Origin of the sequence: Moritella sp. 36, assembly GCF_018219415.1 — a bacterium.
Lineage (GTDB): Bacteria > Pseudomonadota > Gammaproteobacteria > Enterobacterales > Moritellaceae > Moritella.
In genome coordinates this window covers 566809-590379 of sequence record NZ_CP056120.1, presented here as the reverse complement: position 1 = coordinate 590379, position 23571 = coordinate 566809, and the positions used below count along the sequence as shown (strand labels likewise).

Genomic DNA, 23571 nt, shown 5'->3' with positions numbered 1-23571 from the left:
GTAAGCTATCTATGAAGAATACGATTAACGAATAATACCACGTTCATTGATTTTTAAAAATTCTGTAAACAAAGCAACGCTCGGTTGTTCTTTTGCACTTGCTTCTAATGCAGCTAAGGCTTCATCAAGGGTATTGCCTTGACGATATAATACACGGTAAGCACGCTTAACCGCTTTAATCGCGTCAGCATCAAAACCGCGGCGCTTTAGACCTTCAGAATTGATACCAAAAGGCTTAGCGTGATGACCCGATGCCATTACATACGGTGGAATATCTTTAATGATAACCGAACCACCGGCAATAAAGGCATGAGAACCAACTTTACCATATTGGTGGATCGCAGCATGACCACCAAAGATCACAAAATCACCAATGTGTACGTGACCAGCTAATGTCGCGTTGTTAGCAAAAATACAGTTATCACCGATGATCACATCATGCGCAACATGCGCGTTCACCATAAACAAGCTATTGCTACCAATTTTGGTTAAGCCTTGATCTTGTACAGTTCCACGGTGAATGGTAACGCCTTCACGGAACACGTTATTATCACCAATCTCAAGACGCGTGTTTTCACCTGCGTATTTAAGGTCTTGGCACTCTTCACCAATTGAACCAAATTGGAAAAAGCGATTGCCTTTACCAATTTTACAAGGGCCATTGATAACAACATGAGAAGCGATCACACAATCATCACCAATCTCAACGTTTTCGCCAATGGTAGTCCAAGGACCAATTTTTACATTGTTACCAATTTTTGCGCTCTCATGCACAATAGCTGTTTCATGGATCACTATTTTGCCTCTCGTCTTGCACACATGATTTCAGCTTCACATACAACGTCACCATCGACTTTTGCGATTGCAACAAAGCGGCCAATTCCACGGCGTTCTTTAATTAATTCAATATGCAGATGTAATACATCACCCGGTACTACAGGTTGACGAAAACGCGCTTTATCAATACCGGCAAAATAATACAGCTCATTATCGCTAGGGCCACCAGATGACTTATAACCTAGAAGACCAGATGCTTGCGCTAATGCTTCTAAAATTAATACACCAGGGAAAATAGGCTGTTTTGGGAAATGCCCCGTAAATTGAGGTTCATTTACCGATACATTTTTAACTGCATGTAAGGATTTACCCGCTTCAAAATCGAGTACTCTATCAACAAGTAAAAATGGGTACCTATGTGGCAATAATTCCATAATTTCTTGTATTTCAATTCTATTTAGTTGTTCACTCAAAATTTTATTCCTGTCACAACGAAAGCTTATTCCGTTTTTCTAACTTGATTTTTCTAATTTAGATAAGCGTTTGTGCATATCATCAATTTTCATTACACGGGCAGTTTGACGACGCCATTCACGGTTGGCTTGTGCTGGAATGCCTGATGAATAAAGACCCGCTTTATCAATCGGACGCATTACCATCGACATACCTGTAATATTAACATTATCGGTTATTTCCATATGACCATTGATAACACTACCACCACCAATCATGCATTGTTTACCTAGTTTTAAGCTTCCTGCTAACAGAGTACCACCCGAAATAGCCGTATTTTCACCTATTTCAACATTATGACCGACTTGACATTGATTATCTAAAATAACACCATCAGCAATAATGGTATTATCTAACGCGCCACGATCAACCGTTGTACACGCACCGATCTCAACACGGTCACCAATAATAACACGACCCAATTGTGGGATCTTAATCCACTTACCAGCATCATTGGCATAACCGAAACCATCGGCACCAATCACAGCACCACTTTGGAACAAGCAATCACTGCCAATTTCGATGTCATGATAAATAGTAACATTTGCCCACAATTTAGTGCTCTGACCAATTCGGGTATTTTTACCAATAAAACAGCCTGCACCAATTATCACGTTATCCGCGAGTGATACACCTGTTTCAATAACCGCGTTAGCACCAATAGCGACATTGTCACCTAATACCACGTCATCAGCAATCACCGCACTCGGGGCAATATCTGTTGCAGGAGCAGGTGTGGTATCAAGTAACTGCGCAGCTAATGCAAAACCAACATACGGATTTTTCATGACTAATGCATTGGTATTACACGCAGCAAGATCATCCGGTTTAAGAATCACAGCGGACGCCTCAACAGTAGCTAATTGAGCGCTGTATTTGCTATCACTTAAAAACGTGATACTACCTGACTGTGCATTTATCATCGAATTAATTGCATTAATCTCGATGCTGCCATCGCCGTGTAGTTCAGCTTGAATTGCAGTTGCAATTTGTTGTAACGTCATTGCCATGTGAAACCTTATCTATAAAAAATCTTATGCTATTTTACTACATTTTTTGGGCCGTTAAATATAGTGACTTACTTAATGTTGTAAAATATAGTTACTTACTTAATTCTTGAATTATTTTGTCAGAGATATCTAATTTTGGATCGGCAAATAGCACAGCTTGATTGGTAACTACAAGATCATAGCCATCACGCTTAGATACAGTCTCAATTGCATTTTGTAATAACGCTAACAATTTGTTATTTTCTTCTTGGCCGCGACGCTGTTGGTCTTCTTTAAATGCCTTACCTTTTAATTTCAGTTGCGCATCTAATTCTTCTAACTTACGGACCAGTTTCGTTTGCTCATCTTGTGTCATTAATGCCGCATCACGTTGACGCTTTTCATTTAATCCAACTAATTCTTTCTGCAATTTATTCAGCTCAACGGCACGTGTTTGAAACTCTTCATTCAAACGCTTACCAATCGCTTCACGTTGCGGTAATTGTTGTAAGACCTTACCCGCATCAACAACAGCATAACCCGCTGCACTTGCAGTAAATGATGCACCAAGAGCCAGTGCTAATGCCGTTGCTTTAATTAATTTTTTCATTTTAGTTCCTAGTGAAGTTTCAACTTAAAGCGTACTTTCAGTGCTGAAGGTACGCATTTAATTAATATGAGTTAACTTAGAAAGTTGTACCTATATTAAAGGTAAATACTTGAGTTTTATCACCGTCATATTTTTTCAGCGGTTTTGCTAATGAGAATACTAACGGGCCCATTGGAGACAACCACTGCAAGCTGACGCCCGCAGAACCTCGTATACGCGTAGGGTCTGAATAGTCTCCATAGTATTTACAACTGCCAAGACAAGTCTGTGATTCATATACTGATGCATCAAATTCAGTATCCCATACCGAACCAGCATCAACAAATACCGTTGTACGTACTAAATTGGCATATTCTTCACTTAAGAATGGCGTAGGGAAAATCAGTTCCAAACTCCCGGTTGCTAATGCATTACCACCAATAGAAGAATCTGTTGCTACATAGCCTTTATCGCCGCCACTTGGTTCAGGTGTGGTCTGTATACCTTTTGGACTGATGGTATTACTGTTGAAGCCACGTACAGAGTAGAAGCCACCTGCATAATAATTTTGATAAAATGGTAACACATGATCATTGCCTTCTGATGTCTGACCATAACCATTACCGTAAGCAACACGGCCACGCATTAATACTGACCAGCGGTGGTTTGTTGATAGCGGTACATAATATTTGTTATCAAAACTCATTTTAAAATACTGTACATCCGAACCTGGTACTGTCATTGTAAAGTTGGCTTTTTGCTCTGACCCCGATGTTGCAAACACACCACGGTTTAAGGTGCGACGACGCCAAGACGCTGACACATCAAAACCTTGGAATACCACGAAGCCACCATCTTCATGGACATCTTTTTCATAGATTTCCCAAAATTTCTTAGTTTGCGCATAGGTCGTGGTTTTCGAAATTTTATTCCACTCATAACCTAAGCTAAAGCTTAAGGTATTATTTTCATTAACTGGGAAACCTAAGCTGCCAGAGATACCATAGGTACGGTTGTTATAATCAACAATATTCGCTTCCTTTGCTTCAAAATCAGTAGCGTAAATTTTACCACCAAAACTCACGCCATCGACAGTGAAGTAAGGGTCAGTATAGTTTAAGCTCACCTGTTTCGAGTAATCATTAGTACTAAAATTAATACCGGCCTTGTTACCTGTACCAAAGAAATTATCCTGCTGAATCCCCATATTTAAACTTACGCCAGATTCAGAACCATAGCCAATACCCGCATTAAACGAACCCGCAGCCTGTTCTTTCACTTGCACATTAACATCAACCACATCCATTTCACCTGGTACACGTACCGTATTGGTGTTTACGGTTTCGAAGAAACCAAGCTGATTTAGACGGGTTTTAGAACGGTCAATTAAACGATTCGATAACCAAGTACCTTCCATCTGACGCATTTCACGACGTAGTACTTCATCTTTAGTGACATCGTTACCCGAAAAGTTAATACGGCGCACATAGATACGAGGGCCCGGTTCGACGGCAATCGTTAGATTAACCGTATGGTCTTCATCATTGATTTCTGGATAAGTTGATACTTTTGGATAGGCATAACCAAAACGGCTTAAATAACGACTTAGACTTTCTTCCGTTGCAGTGACACTCGCACCACTGTATAAGTCGCCAGAGTTAAGCGCTAATAAACCGCGTAACTCTTCTTCTTTGTCTAATAAGTTACCTGTTAGGCTAACATTACCAAGTTTATATTGCTCACCTTCATCAAGTTTAAGGGTAATATAAATACCTTGCTTATCCGGCGTCATTGATACTTGCGTTGATTCTGTCTTAAAACGAATATAACCGTTATCAACATAGTGACTACGCAGTTTCTCTAAATCACCTGCAAGCAACTGCTTTTGATACTGTTGATCCGCCATAACGTTCCACCATGGCGTGTAATCGCTCAACTCAAACAGGTTTTTTAATTCTGATGTTGAATAGACTGTGTTACCTAAGATATTAAGCTGTTTAATTTCTGCTGATTTACCTTCAACAAAACTGAATTTAATATCAATACGGTTACGTGGTAACGGGGTAAGAATGGTATTAATTTTCGCACTGTAACGACCAGCACCATAATAGAACTCTTGTAGTCCCTGCTCTACTGAACGAATAATAGTACGATCGATAGGCTCACCGACACGAATACCAGATGAACTAAGACTTTCTTTTAACTGCTCTTCTGGAATCGCTTCATTACCAACAAACTCAATACTACTGATCGTGGGCAATTCAGTGACTTTAAAAACAAGCGTCGAACCGTCGCGGTACAGTTCGATATCATCAAAATTACCTGATGCATATAATTTTTTCACCGCGAGAGCCGTATCACTACGACTAATGCTATCCCCTTCACGTAATGGAATATTCAACAATGCAGCACCTAATGTCACGCGCTGTAAGCCTTCGACTTGAATATCTTTAACAATGAAGCTACCAGAAGCGGCTATCGCTGTCGTACTTGTAAATAAGCAAGCACTTGAAAATAGTACGCCAGCTAAATATTTATTAATTATCATTCTGATTAAATAATCCCTAAATGCAATTCAATGACTTATAAACGAGCAAAATCATTAAATAAGGCAAGTCCCGTTAATAGCATAATTATGACTGAACCAACTTTGAAACCGACTTCTTGGATCTTTTCAGATACAGGTCGACCTGTGATAAGTTCAAATGTGTAAAATACCAAATGACCACCATCTAGTACAGGAAGTGGCATTAAATTCATTAAACCAAGATTAACACTAATCAAGGCGAGGAAACCCAAGAAGTAAACTAAACCATAGTCAGCACTGGCTCCAGCACTTTTAGCAATGGAAATTGGTCCACTTAAATTGTTTAGTGAAATATCACCAGTCACTAAACGGCCAATCATCTTAAACGTTAGCGCAGTCAATTGCCAAGTACGCTCAACAGACTGCTGTACAGAATCTAGAATACCATATTGAATATCAACAAGATAATCTTCAGGATAACTCGCAACAACAGGTGCAACGCCTAGATAGCCTTTTAATACTCCATCCGCATCAGCTTTACCTTTTGGTATCACGTTTAATTCTAGCTGCTGACCATTTCGAAGTATGGTTACAGCTAACATTTTATCAGGGCTGCTTTGAATCTTTTCGACCAACATTAACCAGTTATCAATAGGTTGTTGTGCGACTGCAATAATTTTATCACCAGCAAGTAGACCACCTCTCTCACCAGCACTACCTTTCATGACTTGAGCTAATTCTTGACTCACAACTGGTTGATAAGGAGTCAAACCAACGCTTTTTATCGGTGATTCGCGCTCAGGATCAAATGTCCAATCCCGTAAATCTATTTGACGAGACACGGTGTAGTTAGTGTCCTCAAGATATAACTGAACAGCCATCGATGGTTCACCCATGTGCTCAATTATTTTAAGGCTTACATCATTCCAATCTTTTACTTCTTGGCCATCAATCGCGGTTATAATAGCCTTGTCAGTAACACCCGCTTGTGCCATCACCGAATGAGGAGCTACCTCACCAATCACAGGTTTCACACTCGGCACACCGATCATGAACATAAACCAAAATGCAACAATGGCTAATGCAAAGTTTGCTAAAGGCCCAGCGGCAACAATTGCTATTCTGGCTAGTACAGGTTTACGATTAAATGATTGAGATTTTAATGCTTCAGGTACGTCATCAACACGCTCGTCGAGCATTTTAACGAAACCACCGAGCGGGATCATGGCAATCACATATTCAGTGCCGTCTTTACCCGTACGCATCCACAAGGTTTTACCAAAACCAATCGAAAAGCGTAATACTTTAACGCCGCATCGACGTGCCACCCAGAAGTGACCAAACTCATGTATTGCAACCAAAATACCTAGGGCAATAATAAATGCACCTAAATTCCATAAAGACGATATCATTTTGTTACTCTGTTAATTGTTTGCAGTGCTGCAGCTCGAGCCATCTCATCAATATCAATCAAGGCATCAATATTGTTGGGTGCAGAGATAGTCATCGCGTCTAATACTGTTTCGTTTACACGCGCAATATCAGTGAAACCAATCTGGCCAGTTAAGAAAGCGTCTACCGCGATTTCATTCGCAGCATTTAGCGTCGTTGTCGCAGCTTGACCTTGATAGCAAGCATCAATAGCTAATTTCAAGCAAGGGTAACGCGCATAATCAGGTTTTAAAAACGTTAATTCACCCATGTCGAAAAAGTCTAATGGTTTAACACCAGAAGGAACACGCTGTGGATAAGCCATTGCATGGGCAATTGGCGTACACATATCCGGTTTACCCATCTGTGCCACGACCGAACCATCGGTATATTGTACCATCGAGTGGATCACCGACTGCGGATGAATCACCACTTGAATTTGTGCTTCATCGGCATTAAATAGCCATTTAGCTTCAATATATTCCAAGCCTTTATTCATCATAGTGGCAGAATCAACTGAAATTTTCTGTCCCATTGACCAATTAGGGTGTGCACAGGCTTGTGCTGGCGTTACTGCTGACAAATCAGCAATATCAGTATAACGGAATGGACCACCTGAACCAGTTAATAAGATCTTACTGATACCCTCAGCAACCAGGTCACAAAAACCCAGATTAGTTTGTACAGCAGTTGGCATAGCTTGAAAAATAGCATTATGCTCACTATCTATTGGCAATAATTCAGCACCGCTGGCTTTTACTTCTTGCATAAATAAAGCGCCAGACATCACTAACGCTTCTTTATTTGCTAGCAGTATCCGTTTACCCGCGCGAACTGCAGCCAAGGTTGGCATAAGGCCAGCTGCACCGACAATAGCAGCCATCACCATGTCTGCATCATCAAGCGCGGCAACTTGGCATAATGCATCCATTCCAGAAAGCACTTCCGTAGAGCAATTAAGTGATTTAAGTTGTTGCGCTAACTGACCTGCTGCTACGTCATTAAGCATAACGGCGTAGCAAGGTTTAAACTCTAAGCATTGCACCAGCATCTCAGTAACATTACTATTAGCAGTTAGAGCCTGTACCCGAAAGCGCTCAGGATTTTGACGAATAACTGCAAGGGTACTTTTACCGATCGAGCCCGTTGCACCCAGTATCGTTAATCCAATCACAATAACGCTCCCTTAAAACCAAACTAAATAAATAACAGCAAATACCGGTAATGCCGCAGTTAAACTATCAATCCGATCAAGGATACCACCGTGACCAGGTAATAATGTACCACTGTCTTTTACACCCGCTTCACGTTTGAACATACTCTCGTTAAGGTCACCTAATGTTGATGAAATTGACGTTACAAAGCACGTGAACAGAACTACGACAAGCTTAGAGCCATCAAGTTCCCCTGAAGGGGATACTGTCATCACAACGGCAGCAATTAACGCAATAATCATTGATACTGCAACGCCACCCAGAAAACCTTCACGCGTTTTACCAGGGCTAACTTTTGGTGCTAGTTTATTCTTACCGAATTTTTTACCGGTAAAGTAAGCACCCGAATCCGCGCCCCACACTAAGAACATCACTAGCATCACTAACCATGAACCTGACATCTGGTCATGCGCATAATCATAAGAGCGTAGTGCTAACATAGCCCAGAAAAAAGGCACTAGCGTAACGATACCAAACACAACTTTGACAAGTGTATTTTTAGTCCATACTTTAGCGCTATTTGGATACGTCAAAACTAATCCAGCACAAATTAACCACCACACAGCACCGACAGTTAAAATACCTTTGACTAATGGTACTAAAACAATTTCACCATTAGTAACTTGCCAAATATTACGAACATCAGGTGGAATAACTAATAATGATGCACCAAGAATAAGGGAATAGCCGACAATCAAGGCATTGGGTAATTTACTATTACTCTTATCAACCAATACAGCCCATTCTTTTGTTGCTAAGATAAAAACACCCGCAATTGCAAGCGCATACCATTGCAGGGGTAACAAAAAAATAGCGGCAAGCGCTAATGGCGCTAAAATTAACGCGGTCGTAATTCGTTGCTTAAGCAAAGTTGTTCTCCTATTGAAAAGTACTCAGCATGAGATCTAAGTACTTACTTATATGTGTTTATTACTGCTTTGTTAAAATAGCTCTGACTTGTTCGCCAGTACCGCCAAAACGACGCTCTCGGTTTACAAAGCTAAAGATGGCATCTTCAAAGGCGTCATGATCAAAATCAGGCCATAATATATCAGTGAAATACAATTCCGCGTAAGCTAATTGCCACAACAGAAAATTACTGATTCGGTGATCACCGCCAGTACGGATCATCAGATCCACGGCAGGTTGGTCAGCCATTTCGACATGTTGACCTAGCATTTTATCATCAATTTGATCGAGACTAATTGCACCACTTTTAACGGCGGTAGCGATTTTCTTAGCTGCATGAGCAATATCTGATTGGCCACCGTAATTGGCTGCAATATTAAGGGTTAACTTGGTGTTATTCATGGTTAACGCTTGAGCTTCAGCGATCTTGGTTTGAATGGCAGGACTAAAAGCAGATATATCGCCGATGATGTTTAGACGGATTTTATTCTTATGTAGTTTTTTAACTTCTCGGCTTAACACTGTCATGAATAATTTCATCAACATGTTAACTTCAGCTTCAGGTCGACGCCAATTTTCACTGCTAAAAGCAAATAACGTAAGTGATTCAACTCCAATCGCTAATGCACTAGTCACAACTTGGCGGACAGACTTTACACCTTCATGGTGCCCCTTAATGCGTATTTTGCCACGCTGCTCAGCCCAACGCCCATTGCCATCCATGATGATCGCAACGTGCTTAGGTTTCGAGTCATTAACTAACGCTTCGAGTTCGCTGGTGTTTACCATTATTTCTATCCATCAAAAATTAAAACGCCGCGTCAAAACACGGCGTTTTAAGCATGCAAAATAAATTACACTTCCATTAAGTCTTTTTCTTTATCTGCTAATACAGAATCAACTTGCTTGATATATGTATCAGTCAGTTTTTGAATCTCATCTTGTGCACGACGATCGTCATCTTCACCGATTTCTTTTTCTTTTAATAGTGCTTTAATATCACCATTCGCATCACGACGGATATTACGGATCGCAACACGGCCTTGTTCAGCATCTGCACGCACAACTTTGATTAGACTCTTACGACGCTCTTCAGTTAGTGCTGGTAATGGAATACGGATATTCGTACCTGCAGACTGTGGGTTAAGGCCTAAATCAGACATCATGATAGCTTTTTCTACCGCTTGCACCATAGTTGCATCAAATACAGTAATGCTTAGTGTACGTGAATCTTCAGTACCAACATTACCAATTTGGTTTAGTGGAGTGTTAGCGCCATAGTAAGAAACCGTAATACCGTTTAGGATACTTGGGTGTGCACGGCCAGTTCGAACTTTAGATAGTTGACCTTTCAATGCTTCGATACTTTTGCTCATACGAGTCTGAGCGTCATCTTTAATTTCGTTGATCACAACGTCTTCCTTAAATTTGTCGAGCAGTGCTTAACACTGTCTTATCTATGAGAATTTACTTACTTAGTGTAAATCAATTCAATTTAGAGGTCTTGTCATAATCCCTCTAAACTTTAAACTATTGTATTTATTTACTGAATTTGAGATCCAGTTTTATTTCTTTGCTGCATTTGAAATCAATGTGCCTTCAGCTTCACCCATAATAACACGACGTAGAGCACCTGGCTTAGTCATGTTAAATACACGCATAGGTAAATTATGGTCTCTAGCCAAAGTAAACGCCGATAAATCCATGATCTTAAGCTCTTTTTCTACAACTTCACGATATTCAAGATTAGAGTAAAATTCAGCATCAGGGTTTTTCACTGGATCTTCAGAGTATACACCGTCAACTTTTGTTGCTTTCAATACAATGTCAGCTTCAATTTCAATACCACGTAAACACGCAGCAGAATCAGTTGTACAGAATGGGTTACCTGTACCCGCCGAAAAAATAACGACTCGACCAGTTTTTAATAAGCTAATTGCTTCAGCCCAGTTATAGCTGTCACATACGCCACGTAATTCAATTGCAGACATTAAACGAGCATTCACATAAGCACGGTGAAGTGCATCACGCATTGCTAAGCCATTCATCACAGTAGCTAACATGCCCATGTGATCGCCCACTACACGGTTCATACCCGCTTCAGCCAGACCTGCTCCACGGAATAGGTTTCCGCCACCAATAACCAAACCAACTTGAACACCTAACTCAACAATTTCTTTGATTTCTTGTGCCATGCGATCTAGAACTTTAGGGTCAATACCAAAATTCTCCTCTCCCATCAGCGCTTCACCGCTAAGCTTTAATAAAATACGACGATATGCAGGTTTCGGGTTGGTAGTCATAATGATCTCTTTATCCTAATTGTGGAAAAACCGCAGCCTAAGCCGCGGTCTGTATTAAATCTTAAGCAATAATGAAATTATGCTTTTTTCGCTGCTGCTACTGTAGCTGCAACTTCAGCGGCGAAATCATCTTCCGCTTTCTCGATACCTTCACCCACTTCGATGCGGATAAATGTTTCAACGTCTGCGCCTTCTTCTTTAAGAAGTTGACCAACAGTTTTTGAAGGGTCCATGATGAAAGCTTGACCAGTAAGGCTAACTTCACCAGTAAATTTCTTCATACGACCAGCAACCATTTTCTCAGCGATTTCTTGTGGTTTGCCACTGTTCACTGCGATATCGATTTGAATTGCTTTTTCTTTTTCAACAACTTCAGCTGGTACATTTTCAGGTTTAACAAACTCTGGCTTAGCTGCTGCTACGTGCATAGCAATTTTCTTAGCTAATTCAGCGTCACCGCCTTTAAGTGATGTAACAACACCGATAGTACCACTGTGTACATATTCAGCTAGGTTTTCACCTTTAACAACTAAAACACGACGTACGTTGATGTTTTCACCGATTTTAGCAATCAGGTTAGCACGTGCTTCTTCAACTGTTAATTCAGCATCGAATTTAGCAGCTAGAAGTGCTTCAGCCGTGTTGAATTCACCAGCAAGTGCAACGTTTGCAACTTGATCAGCAAATGCTAGGAAGCTTGCATCTTTAGCAACGAAGTCTGTTTCAGAGTTAATTTCAACAAGAATCGCAACACCGTTGCCAATTTTAGTTTTGATAACACCTTCAGCAGCAATACGACCTGCTTTTTTAGCCGCTTTTACAGCGCCTGATTTACGCATGTTTTCGATTGCTAGTTCCATGTCGCCTTCAGCAGCAACAAGCGCTTTTTTACAATCCATCATGCCTGCAGCTGTACGTTCGCGCAGTTCTTTAACCATTGCAGCAGTAATTGCCATGGGTAATTTCCTCAATTTCTTATACGAAAAAAAACAGGAGCCATACGGCTCCTGTTAACTAAATAGTGCACTTAGTTAATAAGAGCATCGATCAAATCGAAAAGCTTTATTATTTAGCTTCTTCGATGAAATCGCTTTCAGCTTGTGCAGCGATGTCTTGATTACGGCCTTCGTTTACACTTGCAGCTACTGCGCCAGCGTAAAGTTTGATAGCACGGATCGCATCATCGTTACCAGGTACAACATAATCGATGTTGTCTGGGTTTGAGTTAGTATCAACGATAGCTACTACTGGGATACCTAGGTTGTTAGCTTCTTTAATAGCGATGTGCTCATGGTCAGCATCGATAATGAAAAGAACATCTGGTAAACCGCCCATAGTTTTAATACCACCAAGGCTTTTCTCTAGTTTGATCATTTCACGTGTGTTCATTAGAGCTTCTTTCTTAGTAAGTTGCTCGAATGTACCGTCTTGTGATTGTGCTTCTAGAGTAGTAAGACGTTTGATTGATTGACGAACTGTTTTCCAGTTAGTCAACATACCGCCTAACCAGCGATGATCAACGTAGAACTGGTCACATGAAAGTGCAGCTTCTTTGATTGTTTCACCAGCAGCTTTTTTAGTACCAACAAAAAGAACTTTACCTTTTTTGTCTGCAACGTTCTTGATAAAACCAAGTGCGTCGTTGAACATAGGAACAGTTTGCTCTAGGTTGATGATATGTACTTTACTACGAGCACCGAAGATGAATTGCTTCATCTTAGGGTTCCAGTAACGAGTTTGGTGACCGAAATGAACACCGGCTTGTAGCATATCGCGCATTGATACTGTAGACATTTTAAATTCCTTAAATTTGTATGGGGTTAGGCCTCCACACATCCCATTTTTTCGACCTTTATTTCTAACTAAAAGCGAGCAAAAGCAAGCAATCAACAAACAAAATAAAAGCACCCCGACAAATGTGACGATGTGTGTGTGATTTATATAAAATTTATGTGTATGAGATTTAGCAAATAACCAGTTACAGACATTTACTAAATTCATTGCGCGCTTTATATCATATTTAGATAAATAGCACAAATTTTGTGGCGTCTTTTTTGCGGTTGTTCCGGTAAATAAATACACCGAATAACCTTTAATCTAGCGGCTTACTCGGATATTTATCGGCATTAAATTAATTATTTATTTATCGCTGAATACCTATAAATAGCAGGCGCTTAAATAGAGTCCTTAATCCACAAAAAAAATTTAGGCTTCTTACTCTCATTAGCGTTACAATAATAGCTATAAAACAAAAAACCTACATATTAAAGAGTGAAAAATGAGCGTAATCATTAAAACTGAAGATCAAATCGAAAAAATGCGCGTTGCGGGTCGATTAGCAGCACAAGTACTAGAAATGATAGAACCGTTTGTAGTTGCCGGGGTGACTACTCAGGAGTTAAATGATCGTTGCCATGAATTCACTTTAGCAAACAACGCATTATCTGCACCACTGTTCTACCCAAGTTACGATGAAAATGATGACACAGCATTTCCAAAGTCGATCTGCACATCAATTAACAGCGTTGTTTGTCACGGTGTGCCAGATGACCGCCCGTTAGAAGATGGCGACATCGTTAACCTTGATATTACCGTCATTAAAGATGGCTTACACGGCGATACATCCAAAATGTTCCTCGTTGGTGACGTTTCACCACGTGATAAGCAGTTATGTCGTATTGCGCAAGAAGCATTATACGAAGGTTTACGTCAAGTTAAACCAGGTACGCGTTTAAGTCGTATTGGTGAGATCATTGAGAAAAAAATCAAGACTCATAATAAAGCGAACCCAACACGTAAATACTCAATCGTAGAAGAATACTGTGGTCACGGTATTGGTGAAAAATTCCATGAAGAGCCACAGGTATTACATTACAAATCACGCTTCAACGAAAGCAACCAAAACCTAGTGCTTAAAGAAGGCATGTGTTTCACGATTGAACCTATGATCAACGCGGGTAAAAAGCACAATGAAGTCGCCGATGACCATTGGACAGTGTTAACCAAAGACAACAAAAACTCAGCGCAATGGGAACATACGATTGTTGTAACCAAAGACGGTTGTGAAATTATGACATTACGTGATGAAGAAACTATTCCGCGTATCTTAAAAAACTAAAAAATAGATAACGCTAATGTTATATTAGCTAACATGGGATCAGCGCCCTGCTGCTCCCATCTCTCTATCGAACTCCAGGAAGGCGTCGTATGGATCCAACTCAATATGCACCCGCATTACTCTTAGATGAAGAGTTAACACTTCGTCATTGTAAATCACACATGCAAGAGTTTCAGGCTTGGCTTGAACAACGATTTTTTGATGGTGATGATATTATTGCGTTAGTATCTTGCCGCGCAGAATACATGGATCAGTTACTCAATCGCCTTTGGCAAAAATTTGGTTTGGCAAAACAGTCTGAATTCGCTTTGGTTGCCGTTGGAGGGTATGGACGTGGTGAATTACACCCTAAATCAGACATTGATTTACTTATTACAACAACCTTGCCATTAACCACAGAACAAGAGCAGGCAATATCACTCTTCATCACTATGTTATGGGATTTACGCTTAGAGGTTGGCCACAGTGTTCGCACCATTAATGAATGTTTAGAACAAGGTTTAGCTGATATCACTATTGCGACTAATTTATTAGAGTCGCGCTTGATCACCGGTTCTGAAGACACTTACGCACAGTTACAAGACATTATTGACCCTGAAACTTTTTGGCCAAGCCAAGATTTTTTCCAAGCCAAGCATGAAGAACAACTCGCTCGTCACCACCAATTTAAAGGTTCATCTTATAACTTAGAACCGGATCTAAAGAGCAGTCCTGGAGGCTTGCGCGATTTACAGACTATTCTGTGGATCACTCGTCGTCATTTTGGCTCAAATAGTTTCTTCGAATTAACTAATCACGGGTTTTTAACCAAAGGTGAATACCACGAGCTTGAAGATTGCCAAAATTTCTTATGGCGAGTGCGCTTTGCGCTGCACCTAGGTTTAAAACGCTGTGATAACCGCCTATTATTCGACAGACAAACCACGGTCGCCGAAGCACTCGGTTACCGTGGTGAAGGTAATCAAGCTGTCGAAACCATGATGAAACAGTTTTATCAGACTATCCGCCGGGTCACCGAGCTAAATGAAATGCTGTTGCAGCTATTTAATCAAGCGATTCTCGGGCATGTGGGGATGGATGTGCGTAATATTACCGCAGACTTTCAACTCCGTGGTAGTTTAATTGATACCACCAGCACCGACCTATTTACGCGTCGTCCGAGTGCTATTATCGAATTGTTTTATCATATTGCTGATAACGAACACATCACTGGTATTTATGCGAGCACCATACGTGAATTACGTGACGCCAGACGTAAGCTCACGACCTGGTTAGAAGATATTCCCGAGTGTCGTGAACAGCTAATGCAGTTATTTAAACATCCCAACGCGTGCGGCTTAGCAATCACATTAATGCACAAGCATGGGGTTATTGCTGCCTATATTCCGCAATGGAGTCGCATCCTCGGCCAAATGCAGTTTGATTTATTTCATAACTATACTGTGGATGAACATACCCACCGTTTAGTGAAGATCATTAACTCTTACAAATGGGACAAGACCAAAGAAACTCATCCATTGTGCTGTGAGATATTCCCACGTTTAGAAAAACCGGAATTATTGATCATTGCGGCCATTTTCCACGACATAGGGAAAGGCCAAAAGGGCAATCATTCTGAAATCGGTGCTATAGACGTCCGCGCATTCTGTAAGAAACACGGGATAAATAAGGCCGACCGAAAAATGGTGTCTCGATTAGTCAAATACCATCTATTAATGTCCGTAACCGCACAACGCCGTGATATTCACGATCCAGAAATCATTACCGAGTTCGCTCGAACCATTGGTGATCAAGAACATTTAAATTACCTTTACTGCCTTACTGTCGCTGATATTTGCGCGACGAATGACAGCTTATGGAATAATTGGAAAGGTTCACTGCTACGTGAATTGTATTTCTTAACTCAACAAGCATTACGCCGAGGTTTAGAAAATCCACTCGATGCAAAATTCAGAATTAGAAATAATAAAGATACTGCGTTGGCCTTCTTGGAAAATAGCCGTTTTAGCACTGAACAGATCCAAGCATTGTGGACCACATTTCGTTCCGAGTATTTTTTACGTAATGATCCCAGCCAGATCTGTTGGCATACAACAGGTATTCTCAATCACGAAGATCCCACTCAACCACTGGTACTGATCAGTCAAAATAGTACCCGCGGCGGTAATGAAGTGTTTATTTATGCCAAAGACAATAAGCATTTGTTCGCTTCAGCTGTATCTACATTAGGGAATAAAAACTTAAACATTCATGATGCGAAAATCACCTCAAGCCGTAATGGTTATGTACTCGATAGTTTCGTGATCTTGGATCAAACCGGTGATACCCTCGCCACGGATCGTGTTTATGCATTACAAGCAGCATTAGAGACGGTATTAAAGACAGGTAAAGCGCCTGTATTAAGAAAACAGCGTATTCCACGACAAATTAAACAGTTTTCAGTAAAAACCAAAGTAACGTTCTTAGCAACCAAGAAAAAGCGTACCTTTGTCGAAATCATCACCTTAGATACCCCAGGGCTACTAGCCCGAATCAGTGCTATTTTGAGCTCAGAAAATATTATTCTACATAACGCCAAAATTTCAACTATTGGTGAGCGCGCAGAAGATTTCTTCATTATTTCGGGTAATAACAATCAGCCGCTATCACCAGAACAGCAAGCGGAATTACGCCATAATTTGATTACCGCATTGGCTGATAGCTAATTGCTCTGAAAATAACAATGGTAATTTTCTTTGAAACAATAAAGATAAATGTGATAGAACTAACGGTAATATTGTAATAAATAAAAAATAAATAGAAAATATACTCAGATCCGGCGTGATGTATGAATATCACGCCCTTATTCTAAATGGAGATTTCTCAGCTATGGCCACTTTTTCACTCGCTTTCGGTAGTACGACTAAAAATACTGCAGGTAAAATTATCGAAGCTTTTTTCCCTAATCCTCTGCTAAACCCAAGTGACAAACTGGTTGCCGACATTAGTGAAATAGTTAATTACTCAGGTCAAAATCAAGTCATTGAAGTAACGCCTGCACACGCAACACAACTTGCAACTGTATTCGCCGCAAATGATAATGCCGCGAATGCTAAATTTGCAACCGCCGCAGCAAACAGCAAACAACCGCTTGTACTTGTTATACTTGCTACGGATGAAAAACCCACATCTGTTGCAGAAGGTTATCTGAAGCTACAACTGATTTCACATCGCCTAGTTAAACCACATGGCACGGTACTTGACGGTATCTTTGGTCTATTGCATAACATTGCATGGACTAACCAAGGCCCTATCGATTTACCTGAGCTTGCAGAGCGTCAAATTGAAGCACGTCTTGCAGGTGAAGTATTGACCGTGAGCTGTGTTGATAAATTCCCTAAAATGACAGATTACGTGGTACCTACAGGTGTACGTATTGCACATACTGCGCGTGTGCGTTTAGGTGCTCACGTTGGTGAAGGTACAACTATCATGCATGAAGGTTTTGTCAACTTTAATGCGGGCACAGAAGGTGCAAGCATGGTTGAAGGTCGCATTTCTGCTGGTGTGATGGTTGGTAACGGTTCTGACATCGGTGGCGGCGCATCTATCATGGGAACATTAAGTGGCGGTGGCCAATTAGTTATCTCAATGGGTGAAAATTGCTTACTTGGCGCAAACGCTGGTTTAGGGATCCCACTCGGTAACCGCTGTACCATTGAAGCAGGCTTATACATTACAGCTGGTTCTAAAGTTCAAATGCTAGATGCAAGTAACCAAACTGTTGAAGTAGTTAAAGCACGTGATTTAGCCGGTAAAGATGATCTGTTATTCCGTCGTAATTCAATCTCAGGCACGATTGAATGTTTAACTAACAAATCTGCGGTTGAACTAAACGCAGAGCTACATTCAAACAACTAGTTTTAGATTCACAAAAAAGCCACTGCAAGTGCAGTGGCTTAACTCAATCTAGTGAGTCATTATAGCGTGTTGATATAGTCTTCCATATCAGTACGTAGATTATCAGACTTAGTACCGAAGATAGCTTGAATGCCACTACCTGCGACAACTACCGCTTTAGCACCAAGTTGTTTTAGCTTGTCTTGATTAACATTATCAACCGAATTAACGCTTACTCGTAGTCGAGTAATACAGGCATCTAAGTTAGTGATGTTATCTTTACCACCGAATGCCGCAACTAATTCAGCCGCCATTTCATCTGTAGATACCGCAACTGCAGCAACCTCATCGTCATCCTCGCGACCTGGTGTTTTCAAGTCCAGCATACGGATCACTGTACGGAATACGATATAATAGATAATCGCATAAATAACGCCTAGACCGACTAACAGCAGCATATTTTCAGCGTGAGGAGCTTGTACTACAAAATCAATAAAACCGTTCGAGAAGGTATGACCGTGAACAATACCCAAAGAGTTCGTTAATACATACGCAAGGCCTGCAAGTAAAGCATGGATTGCATAAAGTACAGGAGCAATAAATAAGAATGCAAATTCAATTGGTTCAGTAATACCCGTTAAGAATGACGTCAACGCAGCAGATGCCATAATACCCATGACTTTAGCGCGATTTTCAGGTTTCGCAGAATGCGCAATCGCAATTGCCGCAGCAGGCAAACCAAACATTTTAAATAAATAACCACCAGCAAGTTGACCAAAACCATTACCCGCAGCACGTGTTGCATCATCAGCAGTTAGGAAACACGTCATAATACCATGCACAACTTCACCAGCATTATTGGTACAAGTACCCGCTTCATAGAAAAATGGTACATTCCAAATATGGTGTAAACCAAATGGGATCAGCGCACGTTCAACAACACCGTAGATACCAAACGCCAATGTAGGATTTTGATGGGCAGCCCAGTCTGAGAAAGTGCTGATCACCGCACCAATTGGTGGCCAAACAACAGAAAGTAACGCTCCAAGCGCAATGGCACAGAAACCCGTGATAATTGGCACTGCACGCTTACCGGCAAAGAAGCCCAAGTATTCAGGCAATTGGATCCGATAGAAACGGTTAAATGCCCAACCAGCTAAGCCACCAACAAAGATACCACCAAGTACACCAGTGTTAATACTTTCAACGCCCATCACTGTCGACATTACGTTTAACGTGGCGGTCATGATACCGTAGCCAACAATAGCAGAAAGGCCTGCAACACCATCATTTTTGGTAAAACCTAAGGCAACACCAACGGCAAATAGCAACGCCATCTGACCAAATACCGAGCCACCAGCTTGCTCCATTAATTGTGAAACAACTTCAGGTAAAAAACTAAAGTTGGCCGCACCAACACCTAATAAAATACCTGCAACCGGTAACACCGATACAGGTAACATTAATGACTTACCTACTTTCTGTAGATTTGCAAACGCGTTACTCATCTCTCACTCCTAATAGTGAACAAACTAAATAGTACTGCAACAGCGAGCTGATACAGTTGAAATTTGTTGAGGATGCATGGTTAGCTTCCTTTGTTGCGTTAACTATAGCCTGCCAAAAACAATAGTCATAACAATTACCGGATCGGCAGTTTAGATTTGAATAGCCACTCACAATGGTACAAAACGGTACAATTGGGCGTACTTTTTAATGACGGCGTCAGTACATAAACAACCAAGATGATTGCATAGACGGTTTTTGCTTTAGGAAATGCGTTACAAAGCTGTAATTTAGCCTGGAACACAGTAAAAGAATGGGTGTTGGCGTATTAGTGAAGATTAATGAAATAAAAAATAACCGATGATGATATCAGTTTTACAGATAAACTTACGTAACAAAGTGTAGCCTAAGTTTATCTGTACGTTAACAATCGAAAAAACGCTATTTTTCTGCTATTTGCGGTAAATAATTACTTTCTTGTGCAGGCCAACCAAATTGCTCGAATAACCCTAATACTTCTTCACCAACGGCGGCTTCGATATGTACAGGCTGCTCTGTAACTGGGTGAATAAAAGATAATGATTTTGCAATAAGTAACAGACGTGACAACTCAAAGTGCTCGCGATAAAACACATTATGACGACCATCACCGTGGGTAGTATCGCCCACTATTGGGTGGAATAAATGCTTCATATGACGACGTAATTGGTGTTTACGACCTGTTTGAGGTTCAAGTTCCATTAAGCAATAACGACTCGTCGGGTGGTTTTTACTTATCGCATACGGAATTTCCACCTGATGCAAAGGTTTATAATGCGTTACAGCCTCTTGTGCTTCTTTATCTTGCGTTGCTTGCTTATCCGCAATCTTATCGAGTTCGACTTTCAGGGCGTAATCTAATGTACCCGCTTCATTAATCCAACCACGTACCACAGCAAGGTAACGTTTAGTTAACGCATGAGCCTGAAATATCTCGCTCATCTGTCTTGCTACTTCGCTTGATAATGCAAATAACAATACGCCTGATGTGGGTCTATCTAAACGATGTACAGTATAAACATGCTGACCAATCTGATCACGTACCATTTGCATAGCAAACTGAGTTTCATGACTGTCTAACCAACTGCGATGAACTAACAAACCTGCAGGTTTATCAATCGCGACCAAGTATTCATCTTGATATAAAATATCTAACATTATGCTTTATTACCTGACTAGCTTTATTTAACTATTTTTATTTAACAACTGATCAAACGATAAGATCAGGGCCAACAACTCTCGCGTATCCACAGTAAGGGATTTAAAAGCTTCTTCCGCCATCGGGTGGATTGCCATTTTATTTGGTAATGGCATTTGCATCACCACTAGGTGTTCCATTTTAACTAAAAAAATAAACTGCAACCAATCTGTAAAAGGCATGGTATCAACACAAAATGGCGTCGTACTCGCGAAGGCTTCCGCACTTGGTGTAACATCATTCCATAAAGCCTTGCTTTTCAATTCAGCTTCAATCGCCACTAATAACTGCTGAGCCTGCAGATAGATCGTCATAATATTATCTCACGAAACAAATTTAGCGGCATTATACGCCAGCCACGACCAGATACAAAAGCGCATCGTAATCCAATTCGCATCTTGATAAGGTTTGCGTATAATACTCCGATACTTAAGCTCCACTTTTAACTTGGACATATTGAACATGGCAAATATGCATACCCTCAACACGCTATCCGAATTTCTGTTACAAGCAAAGACTCAGTTCCGCGTGTATGACATGGGTCGTAAGATCAGCAAAATTTCTACCGACGACTTTATGCAATTTGAATCCGCACAGCAAGCTTACCCGGCACCACTACAACGCCATGCTCAATTTGCTATTACCTTCTGGAACAAAAATGAGAATAATCAGCACTATATCTGGTTTCTTAAGTTCCCACTTGATGAGCAAGGTCTACTTATCCAAGGTACACGTAACTCCTTCCTCAACATGGTTGTTGACTCGCTTGGTCTGATGTTAGAAAAAAAACCCAGTGAAGAAGAACAAGAACACCTAGCCACCAACCCATACGTATTCAAACCAAGCACAGATAAAGTGGCTATGTTAAACGCGGTCATCAACCGTGATTTTATTCGCCCAGAAAGTAAATACTACCCAGCTGCGCACAACTATTTTGCCAATAAACTTGGTTTTGACCAATGGCAAGATGTCGGTGTACAAGGTATTTGTGATATCGCCACACGTTTAAACCGCGATAATAATGCTGAGCACCTTGCAGCTGCATTACCAAAACTGCCAACTGAACCTTTATATTCACTTTGTCTGGCGCTTGAGCATGAAGCTTTACCAACAGTATTAAGTGAAGCCTTAGCTAAATTAATAAACCAAGAAGTAGCACAAGAGAAACCAGACGATGTACGCTTATCAATGCTGATACGTGCATTATCAAGCGCTCCAGCACAAGGCCTACGTACCGCACTCTACCCTGCGCTATTTAAACATAACGATATTAGCCAAACGATTGTCGCGTTAGCGGGTCGTTGCTGGCACGATTTTAATGACGACGCACAGCTATTGGCGTTCTTTGAAGCCGCGGTAAAACAGCAACAAGGCGAAGAACTGTTTATCTACCTATTCTCTGATTTAGTTGCAATACCAAGTCTACGTAATAAAGTATTAGCCATGCTGCGTAATCCTGAGCGCAGTAATACGCTTGGTAGTGCTATCGGATTGCTGTTTCGTCAAAAACGCAGCTAATAATTAGCGTAATACCAAATAAGACAGTCGTCATTACGGAGTAGATTGAATATGGGAAGTTTGTTAGCCATTGTTGTTGGGTTTATCGGGGTAGTGATCTTTATACACCTGCGTAAACAAGCAGAGTTAGCCAATGCATTGATTAAACAGTATTGTGAGCAGCAACAATTACAGTGGCTAGCAACAGCACAAGCGGGGATTTCCTGGTTTCCACATAAAGGAAGCTTATTCCGTTATAAGTTTAATTTTGACTTTAGCAGCAACGGCGAAAACGCGTATCAAGGAACATTGATCATGGCTGGGCCAAGGGTTTTACACTTTGTCGTCCCCCCTTATGCAATAGATTAACCATGATAAACTAACGCTGTTGCTCATCTCTGGCTATACTGAAAAAAAACACAGGAGCCAGATGATGTTTTTAGCCACGCAAACCTTAGAAATGCTATTTGCGCAACTCGGATTAGAAAATGATGAGTTGAGCATGAAACGCTTTATTCATCAGCATAAATTACAATCCGGTGTATTATTATTTGAAGCGCCATTTTGGAACGATTCGCAAGCGATGTTTCTCAAAGAAGCCATTTACGAAGATGCCGACTGGGCTGAAGTGATTGATCATCTTGATGCTATGCTGCGTTGATAATCAAACCTAAAGGTCTCATTTGCCATTGTTACGCTAATCACACAATCAGAGATACGGAAGAAGGAATACCATGAGCCTACAACACATTGTCGATGCCGCAAACCAGCTTGCTCTCGAAGGAAAGAAGCCCTCAATGGCACTGATTAAATCACGACTCACACAACCAGCAAACATGCGCGATATTATTGAGACTCTAAAAACATGGCGCTTTGATCCGAATGCAGTCGTCCCACCAAAAAATACGCCTGCATCTACGAGTATAGATGTAGCAGATCCAACCGCTGCGCTGATTGCAACCGCGATCGCATCGGTACGCGAAGAGATTACACCACTACGCCAGGAAGTGATCGAACTAAAAGCTGAAATAGCCGCACTGAAAAAAGCGCTATTAACGCAATAACGCCATTACACCATTATA

General features: G+C 40.9%; 23 protein-coding genes. 7 read left to right on the top strand and 16 right to left on the bottom strand.

What is annotated here, in order from left to right:
- Positions 1–24: 24 nt before the first annotated feature.
- The 13 genes from lpxA to rpsB all read right to left on the bottom strand — a co-directional run bounded on the left by lpxA (position 25) and on the right by rpsB (position 13046).
- Positions 25–795 (bottom strand): acyl-ACP--UDP-N-acetylglucosamine O-acyltransferase, encoded by a 771-nt coding sequence (gene lpxA, locus HWV03_RS02770; RefSeq protein ID WP_211678359.1) that lies wholly within the window; start codon positions 793–795, stop codon positions 25–27.
- The gene (fabZ, locus tag HWV03_RS02765; RefSeq protein ID WP_370629427.1) at positions 795–1211 is read right to left on the bottom strand and encodes a 3-hydroxyacyl-ACP dehydratase FabZ; all 417 of its coding nucleotides are present in this window, start codon (positions 1209–1211) and stop codon (positions 795–797) included. Before fabZ ends, lpxA begins: the two co-directional genes overlap by 1 nt.
- A gap of 78 nt (positions 1212–1289) precedes the next feature.
- Positions 1290–2300 (bottom strand): UDP-3-O-(3-hydroxymyristoyl)glucosamine N-acyltransferase, encoded by a 1011-nt coding sequence (gene lpxD, locus HWV03_RS02760; RefSeq protein WP_211678357.1) that lies wholly within the window; start codon positions 2298–2300, stop codon positions 1290–1292.
- Positions 2301–2391: 91 nt separating this feature from the next.
- The gene (locus HWV03_RS02755; RefSeq protein ID WP_211678356.1) at positions 2392–2889 is read right to left on the bottom strand and encodes an OmpH family outer membrane protein; all 498 of its coding nucleotides are present in this window, start codon (positions 2887–2889) and stop codon (positions 2392–2394) included.
- A 76-nt stretch (positions 2890–2965) separates the two neighbouring features.
- On the bottom strand, positions 2966–5416 hold the full coding sequence (gene bamA, locus HWV03_RS02750) for an outer membrane protein assembly factor BamA (protein ID WP_211678355.1): 2451 nt from the start codon (positions 5414–5416) through the stop codon (positions 2966–2968).
- 35 nt (positions 5417–5451) lie between these two features.
- On the bottom strand, positions 5452–6807 hold the full coding sequence (gene rseP, locus HWV03_RS02745; protein WP_211678354.1) for a sigma E protease regulator RseP: 1356 nt from the start codon (positions 6805–6807) through the stop codon (positions 5452–5454).
- Entirely contained in the window at positions 6804–8000 is a 1197-nt protein-coding gene (ispC, locus tag HWV03_RS02740; RefSeq protein ID WP_211678353.1) for a 1-deoxy-D-xylulose-5-phosphate reductoisomerase, read from the bottom strand. The genes rseP and ispC overlap by 4 nt, the downstream gene beginning before the upstream one ends.
- A gap of 12 nt (positions 8001–8012) precedes the next feature.
- A complete protein-coding gene (locus HWV03_RS02735) occupies positions 8013–8909 on the bottom strand; it encodes a phosphatidate cytidylyltransferase (protein WP_211678352.1) in 897 nt (298 codons plus the stop codon).
- A gap of 61 nt (positions 8910–8970) precedes the next feature.
- Positions 8971–9738 (bottom strand): polyprenyl diphosphate synthase, encoded by a 768-nt coding sequence (gene uppS / locus HWV03_RS02730; protein ID WP_211678351.1) that lies wholly within the window; start codon positions 9736–9738, stop codon positions 8971–8973.
- A 65-nt stretch (positions 9739–9803) separates the two neighbouring features.
- Positions 9804–10361, bottom strand: coding sequence for a ribosome recycling factor (frr, locus tag HWV03_RS02725; protein WP_211678350.1), 558 nt, complete (start codon positions 10359–10361; stop codon positions 9804–9806).
- A gap of 153 nt (positions 10362–10514) precedes the next feature.
- Positions 10515–11252 carry a UMP kinase gene (pyrH, locus tag HWV03_RS02720; protein WP_211678349.1) on the bottom strand — a complete coding sequence of 246 codons (738 nt, stop codon included), beginning with the start codon at positions 11250–11252 and terminating at the stop codon, positions 10515–10517.
- 77 nt (positions 11253–11329) lie between these two features.
- Positions 11330–12208: a translation elongation factor Ts gene (tsf, locus tag HWV03_RS02715; protein ID WP_211678348.1), complete on the bottom strand. Its 879-nt coding sequence runs from the start codon at positions 12206–12208 to the stop codon at positions 11330–11332.
- A gap of 109 nt (positions 12209–12317) precedes the next feature.
- A complete protein-coding gene (rpsB, locus tag HWV03_RS02710) occupies positions 12318–13046 on the bottom strand; it encodes a 30S ribosomal protein S2 (protein ID WP_211678347.1) in 729 nt (242 codons plus the stop codon).
- A gap of 484 nt (positions 13047–13530) precedes the next feature.
- Between rpsB and map the strand changes: the two genes are divergently transcribed.
- The 3 genes from map (at position 13531) to dapD (ending at position 18270) form a co-directional block, all read left to right on the top strand.
- Positions 13531–14370 (top strand): type I methionyl aminopeptidase, encoded by an 840-nt coding sequence (gene map, locus HWV03_RS02705; RefSeq protein ID WP_211678346.1) that lies wholly within the window; start codon positions 13531–13533, stop codon positions 14368–14370.
- Positions 14371–14459: 89 nt separating this feature from the next.
- Complete coding sequence (glnD, locus tag HWV03_RS02700) at positions 14460–17075, top strand: bifunctional uridylyltransferase/uridylyl-removing protein GlnD (RefSeq protein WP_211678345.1); 2616 nt, start codon at positions 14460–14462, stop codon at positions 17073–17075.
- A gap of 163 nt (positions 17076–17238) precedes the next feature.
- Positions 17239–18270: a 2,3,4,5-tetrahydropyridine-2,6-dicarboxylate N-succinyltransferase gene (gene dapD, locus HWV03_RS02695; protein WP_211678344.1), complete on the top strand. Its 1032-nt coding sequence runs from the start codon at positions 17239–17241 to the stop codon at positions 18268–18270.
- Between the two features lie 59 nt (positions 18271–18329).
- Here dapD and ptsG read toward each other — a convergent pair whose 3' ends face one another.
- The 3 genes from ptsG to HWV03_RS02680 form a co-directional block, all read right to left on the bottom strand.
- Complete coding sequence (gene ptsG, locus HWV03_RS02690) at positions 18330–19757, bottom strand: PTS glucose transporter subunit IIBC (RefSeq protein WP_211673970.1); 1428 nt, start codon at positions 19755–19757, stop codon at positions 18330–18332.
- Positions 19758–20196: 439 nt separating this feature from the next.
- Positions 20197–20952 (bottom strand): tRNA pseudouridine(65) synthase TruC, encoded by a 756-nt coding sequence (gene truC, locus HWV03_RS02685; RefSeq protein WP_211678343.1) that lies wholly within the window; start codon positions 20950–20952, stop codon positions 20197–20199.
- Between the two features lie 27 nt (positions 20953–20979).
- On the bottom strand, positions 20980–21306 hold the full coding sequence (locus tag HWV03_RS02680) for a YqcC family protein (RefSeq protein ID WP_211678342.1): 327 nt from the start codon (positions 21304–21306) through the stop codon (positions 20980–20982).
- Positions 21307–21454: 148 nt separating this feature from the next.
- Between HWV03_RS02680 and HWV03_RS02675 the strand changes: the two genes are divergently transcribed.
- The 4 genes from HWV03_RS02675 (at position 21455) to HWV03_RS02660 (ending at position 23553) form a co-directional block, all read left to right on the top strand.
- Positions 21455–22510, top strand: coding sequence for a DUF3549 family protein (locus tag HWV03_RS02675; protein WP_211678341.1), 1056 nt, complete (start codon positions 21455–21457; stop codon positions 22508–22510).
- Positions 22511–22561: 51 nt separating this feature from the next.
- Positions 22562–22858 (top strand): DUF3301 domain-containing protein, encoded by a 297-nt coding sequence (locus HWV03_RS02670; protein WP_211678340.1) that lies wholly within the window; start codon positions 22562–22564, stop codon positions 22856–22858.
- A 64-nt stretch (positions 22859–22922) separates the two neighbouring features.
- Positions 22923–23150 (top strand): DUF2789 domain-containing protein, encoded by a 228-nt coding sequence (locus tag HWV03_RS02665; RefSeq protein WP_211675630.1) that lies wholly within the window; start codon positions 22923–22925, stop codon positions 23148–23150.
- Between the two features lie 73 nt (positions 23151–23223).
- Complete coding sequence (locus tag HWV03_RS02660) at positions 23224–23553, top strand: DNA-binding protein (RefSeq protein WP_211678339.1); 330 nt, start codon at positions 23224–23226, stop codon at positions 23551–23553.
- Positions 23554–23571: the final 18 nt, after the last annotated feature.

Coding starts and splice junctions, on each gene's coding strand:
- HWV03_RS02660 (WP_211678339.1), top strand. CDS start 23,224: ATGAGCCTACAACACATTGTCGATGCCGCAAACCAGCTTGCTCTCGAA.
- HWV03_RS02675 (WP_211678341.1), top strand. CDS start 21,455: ATGGCAAATATGCATACCCTCAACACGCTATCCGAATTTCTGTTACAA.
- tsf (WP_211678348.1), bottom strand. CDS start 12,208: ATGGCAATTACTGCTGCAATGGTTAAAGAACTGCGCGAACGTACAGCT.
- fabZ (WP_370629427.1), bottom strand. CDS start 1,211: ATGGAATTATTGCCACATAGGTACCCATTTTTACTTGTTGATAGAGTA.
- pyrH (WP_211678349.1), bottom strand. CDS start 11,252: ATGACTACCAACCCGAAACCTGCATATCGTCGTATTTTATTAAAGCTT.
- dapD (WP_211678344.1), top strand. CDS start 17,239: ATGGCCACTTTTTCACTCGCTTTCGGTAGTACGACTAAAAATACTGCA.
- HWV03_RS02665 (WP_211675630.1), top strand. CDS start 22,923: ATGTTTTTAGCCACGCAAACCTTAGAAATGCTATTTGCGCAACTCGGA.
- glnD (WP_211678345.1), top strand. CDS start 14,460: ATGGATCCAACTCAATATGCACCCGCATTACTCTTAGATGAAGAGTTA.
- HWV03_RS02670 (WP_211678340.1), top strand. CDS start 22,562: ATGGGAAGTTTGTTAGCCATTGTTGTTGGGTTTATCGGGGTAGTGATC.
- truC (WP_211678343.1), bottom strand. CDS start 20,952: ATGTTAGATATTTTATATCAAGATGAATACTTGGTCGCGATTGATAAA.
- map (WP_211678346.1), top strand. CDS start 13,531: ATGAGCGTAATCATTAAAACTGAAGATCAAATCGAAAAAATGCGCGTT.
- HWV03_RS02755 (WP_211678356.1), bottom strand. CDS start 2,889: ATGAAAAAATTAATTAAAGCAACGGCATTAGCACTGGCTCTTGGTGCA.
- rpsB (WP_211678347.1), bottom strand. CDS start 13,046: ATGTCTACAGTATCAATGCGCGATATGCTACAAGCCGGTGTTCATTTC.
- bamA (WP_211678355.1), bottom strand. CDS start 5,416: ATGATAATTAATAAATATTTAGCTGGCGTACTATTTTCAAGTGCTTGC.
- HWV03_RS02680 (WP_211678342.1), bottom strand. CDS start 21,306: ATGACGATCTATCTGCAGGCTCAGCAGTTATTAGTGGCGATTGAAGCT.
- ptsG (WP_211673970.1), bottom strand. CDS start 19,757: ATGAGTAACGCGTTTGCAAATCTACAGAAAGTAGGTAAGTCATTAATG.
- lpxD (WP_211678357.1), bottom strand. CDS start 2,300: ATGGCAATGACGTTACAACAAATTGCAACTGCAATTCAAGCTGAACTA.
- uppS (WP_211678351.1), bottom strand. CDS start 9,738: ATGGTAAACACCAGCGAACTCGAAGCGTTAGTTAATGACTCGAAACCT.
- rseP (WP_211678354.1), bottom strand. CDS start 6,807: ATGATATCGTCTTTATGGAATTTAGGTGCATTTATTATTGCCCTAGGT.